General features: G+C 74.4%; 12 protein-coding genes. 4 read left to right on the forward strand and 8 right to left on the reverse strand.

Annotated elements, in window-relative coordinates; genetic code table 11:
• Window positions 1–23: 23 nt before the first annotated feature.
• Window positions 24–1,286 carry a helix-turn-helix domain-containing protein gene (locus tag ACFWWU_RS07000; protein ID WP_384140081.1) on the reverse strand — a complete coding sequence of 421 codons (1,263 nt, stop codon included), beginning with the start codon at window positions 1,284–1,286 and terminating at the stop codon, window positions 24–26.
• A 6-nt stretch (window positions 1,287–1,292) separates the two neighbouring features.
• Window positions 1,293–1,517, reverse strand: coding sequence for a hypothetical protein (locus ACFWWU_RS07005; RefSeq protein ID WP_384140084.1), 225 nt, complete (start codon window positions 1,515–1,517; stop codon window positions 1,293–1,295).
• A gap of 648 nt (window positions 1,518–2,165) precedes the next feature.
• Here ACFWWU_RS07005 and ACFWWU_RS07010 point away from each other — a divergent pair.
• The 3 genes from ACFWWU_RS07010 (at window position 2,166) to ACFWWU_RS07020 (ending at window position 3,871) form a co-directional block, all read left to right on the forward strand.
• Window positions 2,166–2,744: an isochorismatase family protein gene (locus ACFWWU_RS07010; RefSeq protein WP_384140087.1), complete on the forward strand. Its 579-nt coding sequence runs from the start codon at window positions 2,166–2,168 to the stop codon at window positions 2,742–2,744.
• A 278-nt stretch (window positions 2,745–3,022) separates the two neighbouring features.
• Entirely contained in the window at window positions 3,023–3,409 is a 387-nt protein-coding gene (locus ACFWWU_RS07015; RefSeq protein ID WP_384140089.1) for an STAS domain-containing protein, read from the forward strand.
• A gap of 120 nt (window positions 3,410–3,529) precedes the next feature.
• Window positions 3,530–3,871: an ArsR/SmtB family transcription factor gene (locus ACFWWU_RS07020; protein WP_384140092.1), complete on the forward strand. Its 342-nt coding sequence runs from the start codon at window positions 3,530–3,532 to the stop codon at window positions 3,869–3,871.
• A 16-nt stretch (window positions 3,872–3,887) separates the two neighbouring features.
• Here the strand turns inward: ACFWWU_RS07020 and ACFWWU_RS07025 are convergent, their stop codons facing one another.
• From ACFWWU_RS07025 to ACFWWU_RS07050, 6 genes are all read right to left on the reverse strand, one after another.
• The gene (locus ACFWWU_RS07025; protein ID WP_384140094.1) at window positions 3,888–4,436 is read right to left on the reverse strand and encodes a carboxymuconolactone decarboxylase family protein; all 549 of its coding nucleotides are present in this window, start codon (window positions 4,434–4,436) and stop codon (window positions 3,888–3,890) included.
• A gap of 63 nt (window positions 4,437–4,499) precedes the next feature.
• Window positions 4,500–5,780 (reverse strand): cytochrome P450, encoded by a 1,281-nt coding sequence (locus tag ACFWWU_RS07030; RefSeq protein WP_384140097.1) that lies wholly within the window; start codon window positions 5,778–5,780, stop codon window positions 4,500–4,502.
• A complete protein-coding gene (locus ACFWWU_RS07035) occupies window positions 5,777–7,621 on the reverse strand; it encodes an FAD-dependent monooxygenase (RefSeq protein WP_384140100.1) in 1,845 nt (614 codons plus the stop codon). Before ACFWWU_RS07035 ends, ACFWWU_RS07030 begins: the two co-directional genes overlap by 4 nt.
• Before the next feature lie 4 nt (window positions 7,622–7,625).
• Entirely contained in the window at window positions 7,626–10,859 is a 3,234-nt protein-coding gene (locus tag ACFWWU_RS07040; RefSeq protein WP_384140103.1) for a ferritin-like domain-containing protein, read from the reverse strand.
• Window positions 10,856–12,544, reverse strand: coding sequence for a flavin monoamine oxidase family protein (locus tag ACFWWU_RS07045; protein ID WP_384140106.1), 1,689 nt, complete (start codon window positions 12,542–12,544; stop codon window positions 10,856–10,858). The genes ACFWWU_RS07040 and ACFWWU_RS07045 overlap by 4 nt, the downstream gene beginning before the upstream one ends.
• A gap of 22 nt (window positions 12,545–12,566) precedes the next feature.
• Complete coding sequence (locus tag ACFWWU_RS07050) at window positions 12,567–14,222, reverse strand: FAD-dependent monooxygenase (protein ID WP_384140109.1); 1,656 nt, start codon at window positions 14,220–14,222, stop codon at window positions 12,567–12,569.
• Between the two features lie 533 nt (window positions 14,223–14,755).
• On the opposite strand from ACFWWU_RS07050, the gene ACFWWU_RS07055 reads away from it, so the two are divergent.
• Window positions 14,756–15,238, forward strand: coding sequence for a phosphoenolpyruvate hydrolase family protein (locus tag ACFWWU_RS07055; RefSeq protein ID WP_384140634.1), 483 nt, complete (start codon window positions 14,756–14,758; stop codon window positions 15,236–15,238).
• Window positions 15,239–15,240 lie beyond the last annotated feature (2 nt).

The raw sequence follows: 15,240 nt of genomic DNA on the forward strand, positions 1-15,240 counted from the left end.
CGTGCACGCCCCCCGAGGTGACCTCAGGGTTCGTCGTGCTGCGGGCGGTCCACCAGGAATCGCGGGACGGGCTTGCCGCCGGGAAGGCTGATGCGGATGCGGACGGTACCTGTCTTGTCGGACGGGGTGGGGGCCGTGCTCGGTCGGGGCGGCGTGCGAGTGGTTGTCGGCGGCGCGAACCAATCGGTGGCCGGGGCGTCGGGGGCGGCGGGCGCCGGTCGGTCGGTAAGGGTGGGGAGATCATCGGCCTTCAGCGACAGCGTGGGCGTCCCTTCCGCGGGACGAGGCCAGGAAGTCCGGGGCGCCCGTCGTGGGAGCGGGGGCCGGTCAGGGGCCGCGGGCAGTCTCAGTGTCAGCGTCGGGGTGTCCAGGGTCCGGCCCGGGGGCGCAGCGGCACGGTCGACGGCGCAGTCCTTGCACGGGGCCGCGATCCATCCCCTCGTACCGTCGTAGCCGAACGACGGCCGGCGGCACTGGGGGCAGGCGAGTTCTCCTCGTCGCTGCGCCTGGTCGACGAGGAGCTCGCGGGTCATGCGGGCGGACTGGTCGCGGCGGGCCTCGTTCGGGTCGGGCACCGTCACGAGGAGTTTGAGACCGGGCTCCTTGCGGGCGGAGGCTTCCAGGTCGCTCATCAGGAGCTGCAGGTCTCGCGGTGTGACGCGGTCGTGGGTGTGGAGGTCGGCGGTCGGTCGACTCCGGCGCGCGCGGGTGGTGCGGCGGTCGGCGTCGGCACGGTCCCAGGCCTTGCCCCACTCCGCGAGGTCGGCCTTGCGTACGCCGCAGGCCTCGGCGAAGGCGAGGACGAGGGAGCGGCCGGGCGTCGACCGGCCGGCCAGAACACGTCCGACCGTGCTGTGGGGAAGACGGCCCACACCCCCGATGCGCTGGTCCAGGCTGCGCAGAGGAGGGCCGCCGTCGTGCTGATAGAGGTCGACGATGGCGGAGCGCAGGTCGGCGAAGTCCTTCACGACGCTGATGTGACCTCCGCTGCGGTGGCCTCGAAGGACGCCCTGGGCGTGGGCTTCGTCGCGGCGGGCCAACTTCCACAGCCGCTCCGCCTCTTTGGTGCTGCGGCCGCAGGCCTGAGCGTAGGAGATGACGACGCTCGGGCTCTGCGGCACGTGGCGTCCCGAGGCGGCGCGCGCGAGAGTGTCCGCGCTGAAGTCGGTGCGGGCGGCGAGCTGACCGTAGGTCAGCCCCGCCTCCGCCCGGCCGTCACGCAGCCACGTCGCGAGGATGCGCAGGGATTTGCTGCACTGCGCGATCGGATTCTCACGGCGCCCCATCGGTGGCTAGACCCCCGTGAGCCCCAGTGCGGGCCCGCCGCCGCGCAGGCGGCGCAGGAAGCGCACGCCGAGCGTCGCCACCTCGGCGGTCAGGACGATCACGCTGATGATCTGCCATCCGGCGTACGCCAGTAAGGCGGCGGCCACGATGATGACGACCACGACCGCGACGTCCCAGGCGGACAGGTGGCGCGGCGCGGTGCGGGACGTGCCGCACGTGGAGTTGTTCATGGGGAGGGACCTCTGTTTCCGATGGACAGCGGGCGACGTACTACGGGTGAACTGGTCGGTCGTTCAGGGCGGTTGCCGCCGCCCTCGTGGTGAGTGATGTTGCAGCATGCGGAGCCTCCGGACGAACTCCCGACGGGCCGAATCCGCATCTGTGTCCCTGAGGGGAGCGCCCTCCGGGGGCTGCCTCATCCGGGCGTTCTCGCTGCTCAGGTGAGAGATGAGGGGCGAGTATCCGCAGATGTGTCCCACCTTTTTGCGGGCCCGACGCCGGTATCCGCAGGAGCGTCCCTGGCATCCGACAACCTTCCGGGTACGGCCGTACCTGTATGAGTCCAGCTCAAGGGGCATGAACGCCGAGGATTTCCGCACCCACGTCTCGCTGTTGACGTCGGTTGCGGCATGCCCGATCTTTGTCCCTGCGCCCGGCTGTGGCTTGTGCCTGCGCCGGGCGTTCTCCGATGTGCTGCGGGCAACTCGGATACCGGAGAGAGCCGACTCGTTGCCGCGGGTCCGCTCCTGGTCCTGGCGCCGGATCCCGGCGCCAGGACCTGCCCACCGCGCCGTTGTCCGGCCCAAGACGCGGCAGCGGGAAGGATCTCGGCCGAAATCCTGTGGAGCCACGGGGCCCTTGAGCGTGATGATGGCGGGATGATCCAGCACCCGCAGCCCGTGGACGCCCTGATCGTCGTGGACGTGCAGTCGGCCTTCGTCGTCGGTGCCGGGGCCGTGCCCGCGGCCGACCGGCTCGTCGAGCGGACGACGGACCTGATCGCCCGGGCGCGGAGGGACGGGGCGCTCGTCGTCCATCTGCAGAACGACGGGGAGCCGGGATCCGAGGACGAGCCCCACACGCCGGGCTGGGAGCTCCACCACGCCGTCCGGCCCGGCCCCCGGGAGCTGGTGATCCGCAAGCCCCGGGACGACGGCTTCCACGAGACCCCGCTGGGCGGCGCGCTCGCCGACGCCGGGGTCCGGGCGATCGCCGTCTGCGGCGTGATGTCCGAGATGTGCGTCCAGGCGACGGCCCGTACGGCCCTGGCGCGCGGCTACCGCGTCGTCGTGCCCTACGACGCCCACGCCACCCAGGACTGTCCGGCGGTCCCGGGGATCTGCGAGGCCGTGCCGGCCGCGACGGTCTCCCGGGTCGCCGCGTACGCCCTCGGGAGCGACGCGGAGGTCACCGTGCCCGCCGCCGACGTCACCTTCACGGCCCCCGCGACGAGCTGACCCGACTCCGTACCGAACGGAACACGTCCACGGCGCCGCGCGAGCGACCGCGGGCCGGCGAGGCGGCGGACCGACCCGTCCGCGATCCCCTCCGCGATCCCCTCCGCGGTCCCCTCCGCGGTCCCCTCCGCGATCCTCTCCGCGATCCCATCCGCTCCGTGAGATGGGAGATTGCACAATCCTGCAATTCGTTACATCCTGGTCCGGCCCCCACGCGCCCAGGCCCCTCCCGCCTACGCACCCGTCACCACCGCCGTACGACAGGGAAGACGACGCGCATGACCATCGAATGGCGTTACACGGTCCAGCAGGAGCTGGGCGTGCTGTCCCTGGCCGGGTTCCTCGGTGCCGACGCCCTCGGGCGTTTCACCGGCGCCGTGGGCTGGGCGGTGGCGCGCGGCACGGGGCCGGTCGTCCTCGATCTGAGCCGGCTGCGCGGCTGGTCCGCGGGCGGGCAGCTCGCCGTCACGGAGGCGGCCCACCGGCTCCGGGCCGCGGGCCGGAGCCTCGAACTCGCCGCGATCCCCACCGACGATTCCCTCGTCCCCTCGGGCGACGGCCCGGCGATCCCGGTCCACTGCGACCTGGACGCGGCGTTCGCCGCCCACCTCGACGCGGGCGCGGAACAGCGCGCCTGGCGCAGCGACGCGTGGCCGAGCGAGTGAACCGGCCTCACTCCTCAGCGCGCCCGACTCCGGAGATCGGTAACTCGCGCGCCCCGGAAGGCGCGAGGATGGGGGCATGGTGCATGGTGCTGGTTCGACGCGAGGCGCGGGATGGGTGCGATGAGCGCGCCGCTCTATCAGTTGAAGGCGGAGTTCTTCAAAACTCTCGGACACCCCGTCCGGATCCGCGTCCTGGAGCTGCTGAGCGAACGCGAGCACGCGGTCGCCGAGATGCTGCGTGACACCGGCGTCGAAGCGGCCTACCTCTCCCAGCAGTTGGCCGTGCTGCGCCGGGCGAACCTCGTCGTCGCCCGGCGCGAGGGCGTGGCCGTGTACTACACGCTGACCAGCCCGCGGGTGACGGAACTCCTGTCGGTGGCGCGCTCGATCCTGTCCGGCGTCCTCGCGGGACAGGCGGAACTCCTCGCCGACCTGCGGGAGGGCTCGTCCCCCGTGCCGTAGGGCACCGCCGCTCGTGTCACGCCTCCGGCTCCGGCTCCGGCCCTGGTTCCGGCTGGATGCCCGCGAGCAGGTTGAAGGCCCCGGTCAGCAGGTTGAGCGTGACCACCCCGACCACCTCCGCGATCACCCGGTCGCTCCAGCCGTGCGCCCGCACCTCGGCGACGTCGTCGTCGGAGAGGGCGCCCGGCTCCGCGAGGACCCGGAGCGCGAGGCCGATGAGCGCGGCCTCGCGCGGATCGGTCGACGTGCCCTGGCGGGCCAGTTCGATGTCGGTCTCGCTCAGCCCCGCCGCGCGCCCGGCCGAGCGGTGCGCCTCACGGCAGGTTCCGCAGCCGATCCACTCCTGCGCGGCGAGCGACAGCTTCTCGCTGAGGGTGCGGGGGATCTTCACCCGCTTCATGGCCCGGGACAGGCTCAGATAGCCGTCGAGCAGCGCGGGCGAATGTGCCATCGTCGACACCATCTCGCCGACCGAACCGTGCCGTTCGACGATGTCGGTCAGCACCTCGCGCGCCCGGCCGGACGCCTGCTCGGGGGTGAGCGCGGTCAGTCTTCTCGTGGTCATGGAGCCTCCTCGTTATACCCGTGGGGGGTATAACGAGGAGGGGGGTGAGGGAGTTCCCGGGTGTCAGCGGGGCCAGGACAGCGTCAGGCGGGACGGCCCGTGGAACACCCAGTCGGGGGCGTACTCCACCTCGACGCCCGGCCGGGCGCCGGCGGCGAGCGCGGGCAGGCGGTCGAGCAGGACACCGAGACCGATCTCGGCCTCCGCGCGCGCGAGCGCCGCCCCCGCGCAGTAGTGGATGCCCAGACCGAAGGCGCAGTGGCGGCCGCTGTCCCGGTGGATGTCGAGGACCTCCGGGTCCGGGAAGCGGTCCGGGTCCCGGTGGGCCGAGCCCAGGACCAACTGGAGGCGGTCGCCCCGCCGGACGGTCCGGCCCGCCAGCTCCGCGTCCCGGTGCGCCCACCGGGTCACCATCTGCACGGGCGGATCGTGCCGCAGGAACTCGTCCACGGCCTTCGGCAACAGCCCGGGATCGGCGCGGAGTTCGTCGCCCACCTCCGGCCGCGCGAGCAGCGCGAGGACCGCCTTGCCGATCAGCCCCGTCGTCGTCTCGTGCCCGGCGGTCAGCAGATGCGTACAGGTCGCCGCCAGCTCCGTCCCGCTCAGGGACGGGTCCTCGGCGCCGGCCCGCGCCAGCGCCGAGAGCAGGTCCCCGCGGTCCTCGGCGCGCCGTGCCGCCAGCTCCCGGTGGAAGTACCCGTCCAGCTCGGCCGCCGCCCGCTCGGCGCGGGCCAGCGCGGCCGGAGTCCGGTCGCCCCGGGTCCCGCCCGCCCGTTGGAGCGCCAGCGCGTGCTCGCGGAACCACGGCCACCGCTCGGCCTCCACCCCGAGCAGCCCCCCGATGACCAGCAGCGGATACGGGGCCGCGAACCCCTCGACGAGCTCCACCACCGACCGCCGCGCGAGCGGCGCGGCGAGCTCCTCCGCGATCTCCCGTACGCGCGGACGCAGCGCCGCCACCGCGGCGGACCCGAGCGGCGGTGTCACCCGCGCGCGCAACCGTGTGTGCCGGGGCGGGTCGAGGAAGACGAGCCAGTTCTCGACGACCCGCCGCAGCGTGACGTACCCGTCCGGGACCGGCGCGGCCCGTGCCGTCAGCGGGGACGCCCGGCGGAAGGCCTGCCCCGCCAGGACGTGCGCCACCTCCGCGTGGCCGAAGAGATACCAGGTCGTGGGCGCCGCCACGCCGTGCTCGTCCCGCCCGCCTCGCACGGCGTGCACGGGGTCCGTCTCGCGGTAGCGCCGGTAGACGGGGTACGGATCGGCCAGGTCGAGCCGCGCCGGGTCGAAGGGTTCCGGCGGCCCGCCCTCTCCCGCACGGGCCCCACCCGTCCGCCCGCTCATCCGCCCGCCCCGCGCACCAGATCCGCGATCCGCAGCGGATCGGCGGGCGGGGCGGCCCCGCGCCATGCCACGTGCCCGTCGGGGCGCACCAGGACGAACGGCCGCTCGTACCGCCGCGCCACCCGTGGGTCGCGACAGTGCCGTACGCGGAGGGGGACCCCGCGGTCGGCGAAGGCACGGACCAGACCGTCGGGAGTGCCGGCTCCGGTGTCGAAGCGGTCGAAGCCGTCGAAGCAGAGGAGGACGAACTCCCCGCCGAACAGGTCGAGCGTCGACCGGCCGGGCCCGAGCCACGCGTGCGGAGCCCGCACCCCGGGAAGCGTCGTACGGTTCCAGACCGGCCCGTCCGGCCCGGTCGTCGTCAGCTCCGGCCCGTCCGGCCCGCTCGACCGACTCGACCCGGTGGCCAGCTCCGGCCGGCCCGGCCCGCTCGACCGGCTCGGCCCGGTCGCCAGCTCCGACACGTCCGAGCCGTCCGGCCCGTCCGAGCCGCCCGGCCCGGCCGCGTCGCGTGGCGGGTCGGCCCTCCCCTTCTCGTCCGCGATGACCGCGGACGCGTACCGGTGGGCGAAGTGCAGGTCGGGCGCGTCGAACTCCCTGAGCGGATCGGAGTCCGCGATCTCCCGGCCCAGTGCGGCGCGGGCCCGCTCCCCGTCCTCCGTCGCGTCGCGCAGCGCGCCGGAGAGCCGGCGGTCGATGGTCCGCCGCAGGTGGCGATGGCTCTCCTCCAGGCTGTGGACGGCGATCGGCCGCCGTTCGCTCTCGTACGTGTCGAGCAGCCCGGCCCCGGCCCAGCCCGCCAGCTCCGCCGCCAGCTTCCAGCCGAGACCGGCCGCGTCGCCCACGCCCGTCGCGAGCCCGAGCCCGCCCGAGGGCGACAGGGTGTGCGCCGCGTCCCCGGCGAGGAAGACCCGCCCGTCGCGATACCGCGAGGCCACCCGATGGGTCAGGTGCCAGGTGGTGTCCGACAGCACCTCGACCGGCACGTCCAGCGCGACCGCCCGCCGCACGACCCGCTCGGCGTCGGCGGGCCCGGCCGGGCACGTCAGCCGGTACAGCTCCCGGCCGTCCATCGCCCGCAGCGGATAGCGCAGCCCGCCGGGCTCGGTGACGAAGTGGACGAGCGCCGCGCGCGGGCCGAGCAGGGCTCCGAGCCCGGGGGCCCGGAAGAGGATGTTGCGCAGGGTGCGGGTGCGGTGCCGCTCGGGCGCGTCGATCCCGCAGGCCTTGCGCACGGGGGAGGAGGCCCCGTCGCAGCCCACCAGGTACCGGGCGTGCACCGTCGTCCGCACCCCCGACCCGTCCACGAGCGCCGCACCGACCCGGTCGGGCTTACGCGTGAGCTCGACCAGGCGCGTGCCGAGCCGGACCGGTCCCGCGGGCCGGACCCCCAGGCGGGCGGTGAGCAGGGGAGCCAGCCAGTGCTGCGGGCAGATCGCCTCGGGCTCCGGCGTGTACGAGGGCAGGGGCCGGCCACCGGCCGTGCCGAGCCGCAGCCGGTGCAGCTCGTACGCGCCGACGGCGGTCACCCACGCGATGTCCAGCGTGTGGTCCGCCGGCCAGCCCGCGCCCCGGATCGCGTCCGCGACGCCCCAGCGCCGGAACTCCTCCATGGCGCGCGGGCCGATGGTGGAGACCCTCGGGTGCGTGACCCGGCCGTCCCCGGGATCCACCAGGACGAAGTCCACGCCCCGGTGGGTGAGGTCGAGGGCGAGCGCGAGTCCCACGGGCCCGCCGCCCACGATCAGGACCTCGGTCTCCTCGACGGCGGGCCGGGCACCCCCGGCCGCCCGAGACGTGCGCGTGTGGGTGCTCGTGCTCGTACTCCTGCTGTCCGACACGGTCTCAGTTCCTCCCTTCGTGGGCGAAGCGCTCCGCGTACCAGGTCATCAGCTCCGGCACCCTGTCCGGCACGCCCTCGCACTCCCGGGCCATCACCGCGAGATGCCGGAAACGCATCGCGAACCCGCGCCGGGCCACGTCGGGCCGCGCGATGTACGCGGGCGGCTCCTCCAGCTCGAAGGAGGGCCCGGCCGTCCGCCCCCGCCACCCCGACTCCAGCGGCATCAACTGCTCGGCCAGCGGGCGCATCATCCCCGTCATCACGTCGATGGCGGCGTTCATCAGCTTCGAGCGGCGCAGGCTCGCGTCCGGGCTCTCCCCGAAGTGCTGCACGATCAGCTGGAGCATCATGAAGTAGCAGCGATTGAAGAGCCGCATCACCTGCCGCGCGTGCGGATCGCTCACCGCCGCCCGCCCGGGGTGCCCCGGGTCGAGCGTCGGATTGCGCAGCGACGGGTACGCCGGTTGCCACGGCCCGCCCTCGCCGTGCGGCCCGTCGGCGCGCTCCGTCATCAGCAGCTCGGCGAGGCGGACGAACGTGTCGTGGTGGGACTCGGAGCCGACCTTCTCCATGTCGAGGACCCCGCCCTCGCCCTGCTCGGTCACGAAGTCGACGGCGAAGAGCGCGCTCGACAGGTCGTCCACCTCCAACTGGTAGTCCGGATGCACGGCGTTGACCGTGCCGCCGACGAAGAGGTGGTGCTCGCCCCCGCCGCGCCCCCGGTCGACCGGGAACAGGTCGGGGACCCGGGTCAGACCCTCCCGGATGCCCGCGTACAGCTCGCTGGGCGAGCCGAACGGACCTGGCCCGGCCCCGGCCCCGGCCCCGGTGCCGCCCGCGAGCCGCTCGGGCCGTTCGATGGCGATGAACCGCTGGAGACTGCCCAGGTGCAGCGGTTCGAGCGCGAAGTCCAGCGGCAGCGGCAGCCTGCCCGGCGTGCCGAAGTCGATCTCCGGGACGTGGAACGGCTCGCCCATCGCCATCAGGATGTTGTTGACGACCAGGAAGTGCATCATCTCCTCACGGGCCACGTCGAAGAGGCTGTCCCTGACGCCCTTGGCCAGGCTCTCCCCGCCGTCCCCACAGGCCAGCCGCAGCTGACGCGGAGTCCACACCCCGCTGCGAACGTACTCGAACCCGGTGCCGTGCGTCGGCACCGAGTACCCCGCGAAGAGGTACTGGAGCGAGGTGGCGAGCTCCACCGTGACGGCCTGCCAGAGCGCCGACCGCAGCTGCGCCCGGGTGGTGATCTGCGGAGACGTACGGACCGGTGACGGAACGGCGGCCGGGGGCACGGCCGCCGCCGTGCTCCGCGCGCGCAGGTACTTCAGGAGCAGCCGCGCCTTCGGCAAGGACAGGTCACGGGTCGGCGGCATGTAGTACGTCCGGTCCTTGTTCGCCGGATCGCACATCTGCCAGATGAGCTTCGCGTACGTCTCCACCTTGCAGCGGTCCGCCAGACTGAACACCTCGTCGCGCATGAACGGGAACAGCTGCTCGTAGTACGCGAACACCTCGCGGTGCAGCAGTTCGAACGTCACGTCCTGCTGGAGGACGGCGTCCAGCTGCCAGTCGTCGGGCAGGACGCGGACGGCGGCGGAGCCCGCCCAGGGCCAGAAGCCGAGGGCGTCCCCGTGGTCGTAGCAGGCCTCGGCGGAGCCCGGGGCGGCCGGATCGTGGGGCGGCAGCTCCTCGGGACCGGCCGCGAGCAGCAGCCGTGCCGTGCCGGCCCGCGCCCCGGAGACGGTGAACCAGCCGCGCCCCTGCGCGTCGGTGGCGAGACCGCACCAGGACGCTCCGTCCCCACCGGGCCCCTGCCCGGCGAGCGGCTTCTCCCCGGCGGTCCGGCCGGCCCGGAGCCGTACGATCTCGACGTCCCCGCAGCGGGCCGTCGGGGCCGAGGCCACCGGGTCCATCGGGAGGGCGCGGGGATTGGGGAACTGCCGGACGACCACCTCGTCGAGAGCGGCCGGAACACCCCGCACGAAGGTACGCACCGGGACCTCGACCGCGTGCTCCTCGCCGCGCTCGGGGTCGGGATGCTCCAGGATCAGGCAGGCCTCGTCGGTCAGGACGACGGCCTCGCGCTCCCGCAGCAGCACCGTGCGCGCGCCCTCGCCGTCCACCGCCGGGCGCACCAGGACGAGTCCCTCCCTCTCCGCCCGCCGCACCCCTTCCGCCGATGCGGCCGGGACGGTCACCACCTCGCCGCCGCCGGCGGCCCCGGCCGGCAGCACGGCGATCGGCAGGTCCGAGCGGGCGGTCCGCAACTCCAGGCCGGGGCCCCCGACCCGTACCGCCGCGGCGGTGGCGTCGAGACCGTGCGCGAAGGGCCGGTTGAACGCCACCGTGGCCGTGTCCGGGGAAATCCGCACGGTGCACGGCCCGGAATCCACGTCCGTACGGGACTCCCTCCCGTACGGGACGAGCAACCGCCCCGCCGGGTGCGTGCGCGGCTCGTCCGTCCGCCAGGGCGCGATGGTGCCCCGCAGCCGCCACACCCCCGGCACGTCATCCGGCTCGCGTACGGCCTCCGCGGGTGTGGATGCCGCCTGCTCCAAGGTGAACTGGACGAGGATCCCGCCGCCTTCACCCTCCTCCACGGCGGCCCGCAGGGCACGGACGGCGGGGGAGTCCGCCGCCGAGGACGGCCAGTCGAGCCCCTCCCGAGCTCCGATCGCGAACTGGTGGAGCGTGCGGCGCACCGGCGTGAAGCCGTGCCACCGGGGCGGCATGAACCCGCCCACGTCCCCCACACACACATATCCCGTGTCGTGCGAGCGGCCCTCCCGCCCGAACGCGAACTGGCCTCCCATCAGGGTCATGGTCCACGCGGAGGCGGGATCGACGTCGAAGACCCGGGCCCGGTTCACCGTCGTGCCCAGATACGGGTTGTAGTGGCCCCACAGGTCGACGGCCCGCCCGACGACCGGATCGTCCCTCTCGACGGCCCCGTCCGCCCGCTCCACGCCGGTCACCCGGGCGTCCAGGACGAGATGGCCGTTCCCGGAGAAGTGCCCGCCGCGCGCACCGTGCTCCGCCAGGTGCTCGTGGTAGGCCTCGGCGGGCCCGTCCTCCCCGAACGGGCCCACGGCCGCGGGGCGTTCGGCCCCGGTCCCCGCGCCCCGAAGGGCGGTGTTGCGCGCCAGATCCACGAGTCCGCCGCGCGGCCCCGTGGGCAGCCGCGTCACGGCGGTCCCGCCGAAGTACAGCCGGGGAAGGTCGAACACGCTCATGCCGCCTCCAGCCCGGCCCGCGCCGCCACGCCCCGGCCCGGCGCGTGCCGGGCTATGAGCTCCACGGCCTCCAGGGCCGACTCGACCGCCCCCTCGATCCACGCGGGCTCGGTCGCGCAGTGCTCCCCGGCGAAGAACATCCGGCGCTGCGGCCGCACGGCCCGCCCGCGCTGCTCCTCACAGGCGGCGGCGTCCTGCCCCCAGCGGATGGTGCAGCCGCCCACCGTCCACGGATGCTCGCCCCACGCGAGGCTGGCGACGCCCCGCACCATCCCGCGCCGCAGCAGCTGCGGATGCATCCGGCCCAGCTCCTCGACCACCGTCCGGTGCCGCAGCGGGGGAGGCATCCGGCCGAAGTGGTCGGCGTCCTCGCCGATCGTGTAGCTGGCGAGCAGGGCCGCGCCCTGGGCCGGATCCGTGGCGCCGTCGGCCACGGATCCGTCGGCCGCCGAGGGCGGGTAGTACGTCTGCCGGATGCGGCCTCCGCTGAAGGAGGCGCCGCCCCGGATCCCCTCGCGCTCCCAGAACGGCTCGCGGCAGTGCACCGCCACCTTCGTCGCCGGGCAGTAGTCCACCTCCCGCACGACCGCGAGCTTGTCCTCGTCGAAGCCCCTCAGCGTGAGGCCGCGCAGCACGGAGAACGGCACGGTGCACAGCACGTAGTCGCAGCGCCGCACGGTCGCTCCCGGCCCGCCCCCGATGCGTACGAGGACGTGGTCGGCGGCCACCTCGAAGCCCGACACCCGCTGCCCGAACCAGATGGGACCGCGCACGCGGGCGGCGAGCCGCTGCACGAGCTGGTCCATGCCGCAGGCGAGCCGCACCAGTTCGGGGCTGGTCTCGGTGAGGATGTCGTCGAGGAAGCTGTTCAGCCGGGTGCCGCAGCCGGACCGGATCCCCGGGTGGGCGGCGAACAGGCCATGCACGTCGATCCGGTCCTTCGCGTGGCCGAGGAGGTGCGGGGACACGTCGACCTCCTCGACCAGGTCGAGGAGGTCGCGGGCGAGATCGGCGCGGAGCCCCGCTCGCAGCGCCGGCGGGGCCACCGCGTCGACCACGGCCGCGAGCCACGCGCCGAACACCACGGTCTCCTCGCGGTAGTCGGCACCCGGCAGCGAGGCGCGCATGTCGGCGATCAGCGCGCGGGGGGCGTCCCGCAGCCGGACATGGCCGGTGCTGGTCGCCAGAAAGGCGTTCTCCTCGGACAGCAGGGTCGTGAAGGGGCGGACCTGGTCGGCGAGGCCGAGGTGCTCGACGTAGCGCATCGTGCGGTGGTGCGCGGTCGGGATGCGCATCGCGCCGAGCTCCACGAACGGCGCGCCCTCCCAGGCGCCGAACCGGTGCGTGTGGACGCGGCCTCCGAGCCTGCGGCTGCCCTCGATGACCTCGACGCGGAACCCGAGCCGCTCCAGCTCGTACGCGGCGACCAGACCGGCCATCCCCGCGCCCACGACGCTGACCGTGCTGTTGGCACGGGTACGGCGGCGGGCGCGCGGCAGGAGCTGCTGAACGCGGCCGGGCCGTGTGACGGCGGCGGGCTGCGCCTGGGCGGTGGGCGGTGACGCGGCGGCGGCCTGCGGTGCGGTGGCCTGCGGTGCGGTGGCGGGCTGTGGCACGGCGGTGGCCTGCGGCGCGCTGGCGGGCTGCGTCACTGCGGTGGTCTGCGTGACGGGTGCGGTCTGCATGACGGTCCGACTCCCCCTCGAATCAGTGCGGACGGTGCGGGTGGCGCTCCTGGGACTGCCGGACGGGTATCCGGCCCTCGGCGGTGAGCGCGGCGAGGTAGGAGCGGAGCAGAGCGGTACGGGCGAGCGGGGCGACCAGGCCGACGTATCCGTCGGGCCGGACGAGCCGCAGGTCGGCGGGGTGGCCGAGCCGTCGCGCCTCGGCGGCGTCCCAGGGCGTCACCGGGAGGACGCGGACCGGGGCCGGGAACCCGTCGCAGGCCTCCCGTAGGGCGTCGAGCGCGCCGGCGTCGGCGCGAGCGGCGTGCAGGACCAGCGTCCATCGCTCGTACCCGAGCAGCGTGTGCAGCCGGACGGCCGCGGCGCCCTGGTCGATGGCCCGGTCGGCGGCTCGCGCGTCGCCCCCGGCGGAGCCGGTGGTGAGGGCGACGTCCGGCATCCGGTCGCCCGCGCGCGGACCGGCGCGGTGACCCCGGCCGGGGCGGTGCCGGGACAGCGGGCTGTCCCGGTGGTTCCGGCCCAGGTCGCTCAGCCGCAGGTCCAGCCGGCGCTGGACACCGCGCCGGGCGAGGGTCGCGGGCACGGTGGCGGTGAACGCCCGGTAGCCGAGCGGCGGAAGCGGCAGCTCCATGAAGTTGAACCGCATCTCGCGGATGTACCGGACCGCGAGGAGCCGTTGCTCGTCGCTGTACGTGTCGAGGAGCTCCTCGCCCGCCTGCCCGTGGTGCACGGCGGCCAGCTTCCAGGCGAGGTTGTGGGCGCCGAGGATGCCGACGTTCATGCCGTGGCCGCCGACCGGCGCCCAGGCATGCGCCGCGTCCCCGGCGAGCAGCCCGCGCCCCGAGCGGAGCCGGGCGGCGACCCGGTCGCTGAAGCGGGCCCGGTTGAGCCAGAGGTGCTCGGTGGGTTCCATGCGCAGATCGGGCATCAGGGCGGTCTCCGCGACCAGGTCCCGGAGTTCGCCGATGGTGGGGGCGGCGGTCAGCGTGGGGTCGGGATCGTCGCGGAAGCAGAAGAAGCGGAAGCCCCCGCCGGGCAGCGGGAAGACGAGCAGGGAGCGGTGCGGAGCCAGGAAGATGTAGCCCCGGCCGGGCTCCTCGCCCAGCTGCCAGGTCGGGTGGGCGTTGCCCTGGACGACCTGGAGGCCCGTGCGGCGGCGCCCCTCGAAGGGGATGCCCAGCCGGTCCCTGACCACGCTGGCGGTGCCCTCGCAGCCGACGATCCACGGGGCGACCGCGGACTCCACCGTGCCGTCCCCGTGCCGCAGGGTGAACTCGGCCCGGTCGTCGTGGACCTTGACGTCCGTCAGCTCCGTGTTCCACTCGACCCGGGTGCCGAGCCGGGCCAGTTCCTCGGAGAGGAGGCGCTCGATGTCGTGCTGCTCGATGTTGAGGGGCCGGGCGTGGGCCGACCGCGCCCATCCGGTGGTGAGTTCACCGAGGGCCCTGTCACGGGCGTGGACGGTCACCGCCGCCAGCTCCACCCCGTGGCGCCGGAGCGTCTCGCCGACCCCCAGGGCGTCGAGCGCCTCCCGGGCCCGCGCCCACAGCACCAGGGCCCGCGCTTCACGCTTGGTGGCGGGCGCCTTGTCGACGATCCGGACGCGGAGCCCCAGCCGGCGCAGGCCGATGGCCAGGGTGAGGCCGACCGGGCCCGCCCCGACCACGCACACGTCCACGGCGCCGGCCGACTCGTCGTCAACGGTTCCTTCACCAGACCTGTCCCCGTCGGCGTTTCCGTGCCTGCCTGTGCCCAACCTGGTCACCCCCGCTCTCCGCTCACCGTTCCCGGTGTTCAGCGTGCTTGGCGGAAGATCACCTTCAACAGGGCGTGTACGGGGGCGCGGGGATCATTGCGACCAGCGGAGATGACTACCTGTGCATCATCTGATCCGTTTGGGTGACGAGGGGTGGGATCAGGCCGTCCGTCGCGATCCGCGGCCGTGGCCCGCCCGTGTGGAGTCGCCGGCCCCTGGCCGGATCGAGTCACTCGGACGCGGTTTCGCCGCCGCCGAGTTGGCGGAGGGAAGCCACGCCGAGCCGGATCGAAGCGCGCGGGTGGCCCTCCCCGGTGGAAAAGCGTGGCCAGTTCTGGACAGGCGTCACCCCGCAGCCGAGCGCTCCGCGCACTCCAGGAGCGTGGGAAGGGCGCCTGGCTCGGCACCACGATGGGCCGCAAGCTCCGTACCGCACGCGGCCCCGCTGAGGTCTTCTGGCCGCTGCGCGGCATCTCGGCCGTGGACACGGCTGGGGGGCGGCGGCCGTCGGCGCCGGGGCGGGCACCGGCGTCTCCGCCAGGTGCGCCGAGGCCGCCGGCCTCGACCTGCCGATCATCTACAACTCGGGCCGCTACCGGCCGGCCGGCCGCGATTCGCTCGCCGGGCTCCGGCGCCGACGCCCTCGTGCCCGACGTGGGGCTCACCACCAAGGGCGCCATCGGCGCGGGCACGGCCCTGACGCTCGACCAGGCAGCGGCGGCGGTCCAGAGGATGCACGACGCGGCCCAGCGGGTGACCCCGACGTCCTGGTCCTCTGCCACGGCGGGCCCATCGCGGAGCCGGAGGACGCGCGCTACGTCCTGGAGCACACCACCGGGGTCGTCGGCTTCTTCGGGGCCTCGTCGATCGAGCGGCTGCCCACGGAGCGGGCCGTCGCGGAGAAGACCCGCGTCTTCAAGTCCCTCACGCTCGGCTGACG

This window comes from Streptomyces sp. NPDC058650, assembly GCF_042717315.1.
Classification (GTDB): Bacteria; Actinomycetota; Actinomycetes; order Streptomycetales; family Streptomycetaceae; genus Streptomyces.

Coding starts and splice junctions, on each gene's coding strand:
- ACFWWU_RS07000 (WP_384140081.1), bottom strand. CDS start 1,286: ATGGGGCGCCGTGAGAATCCGATCGCGCAGTGCAGCAAATCCCTGCGC.
- ACFWWU_RS07005 (WP_384140084.1), bottom strand. CDS start 1,517: ATGAACAACTCCACGTGCGGCACGTCCCGCACCGCGCCGCGCCACCTG.
- ACFWWU_RS07010 (WP_384140087.1), top strand. CDS start 2,166: ATGATCCAGCACCCGCAGCCCGTGGACGCCCTGATCGTCGTGGACGTG.
- ACFWWU_RS07015 (WP_384140089.1), top strand. CDS start 3,023: ATGACCATCGAATGGCGTTACACGGTCCAGCAGGAGCTGGGCGTGCTG.
- ACFWWU_RS07020 (WP_384140092.1), top strand. CDS start 3,530: ATGAGCGCGCCGCTCTATCAGTTGAAGGCGGAGTTCTTCAAAACTCTC.
- ACFWWU_RS07025 (WP_384140094.1), bottom strand. CDS start 4,436: ATGACCACGAGAAGACTGACCGCGCTCACCCCCGAGCAGGCGTCCGGC.
- ACFWWU_RS07030 (WP_384140097.1), bottom strand. CDS start 5,780: ATGAGCGGGCGGACGGGTGGGGCCCGTGCGGGAGAGGGCGGGCCGCCG.
- ACFWWU_RS07040 (WP_384140103.1), bottom strand. CDS start 10,859: ATGAGCGTGTTCGACCTTCCCCGGCTGTACTTCGGCGGGACCGCCGTG.
- ACFWWU_RS07045 (WP_384140106.1), bottom strand. CDS start 12,544: ATGCAGACCGCACCCGTCACGCAGACCACCGCAGTGACGCAGCCCGCC.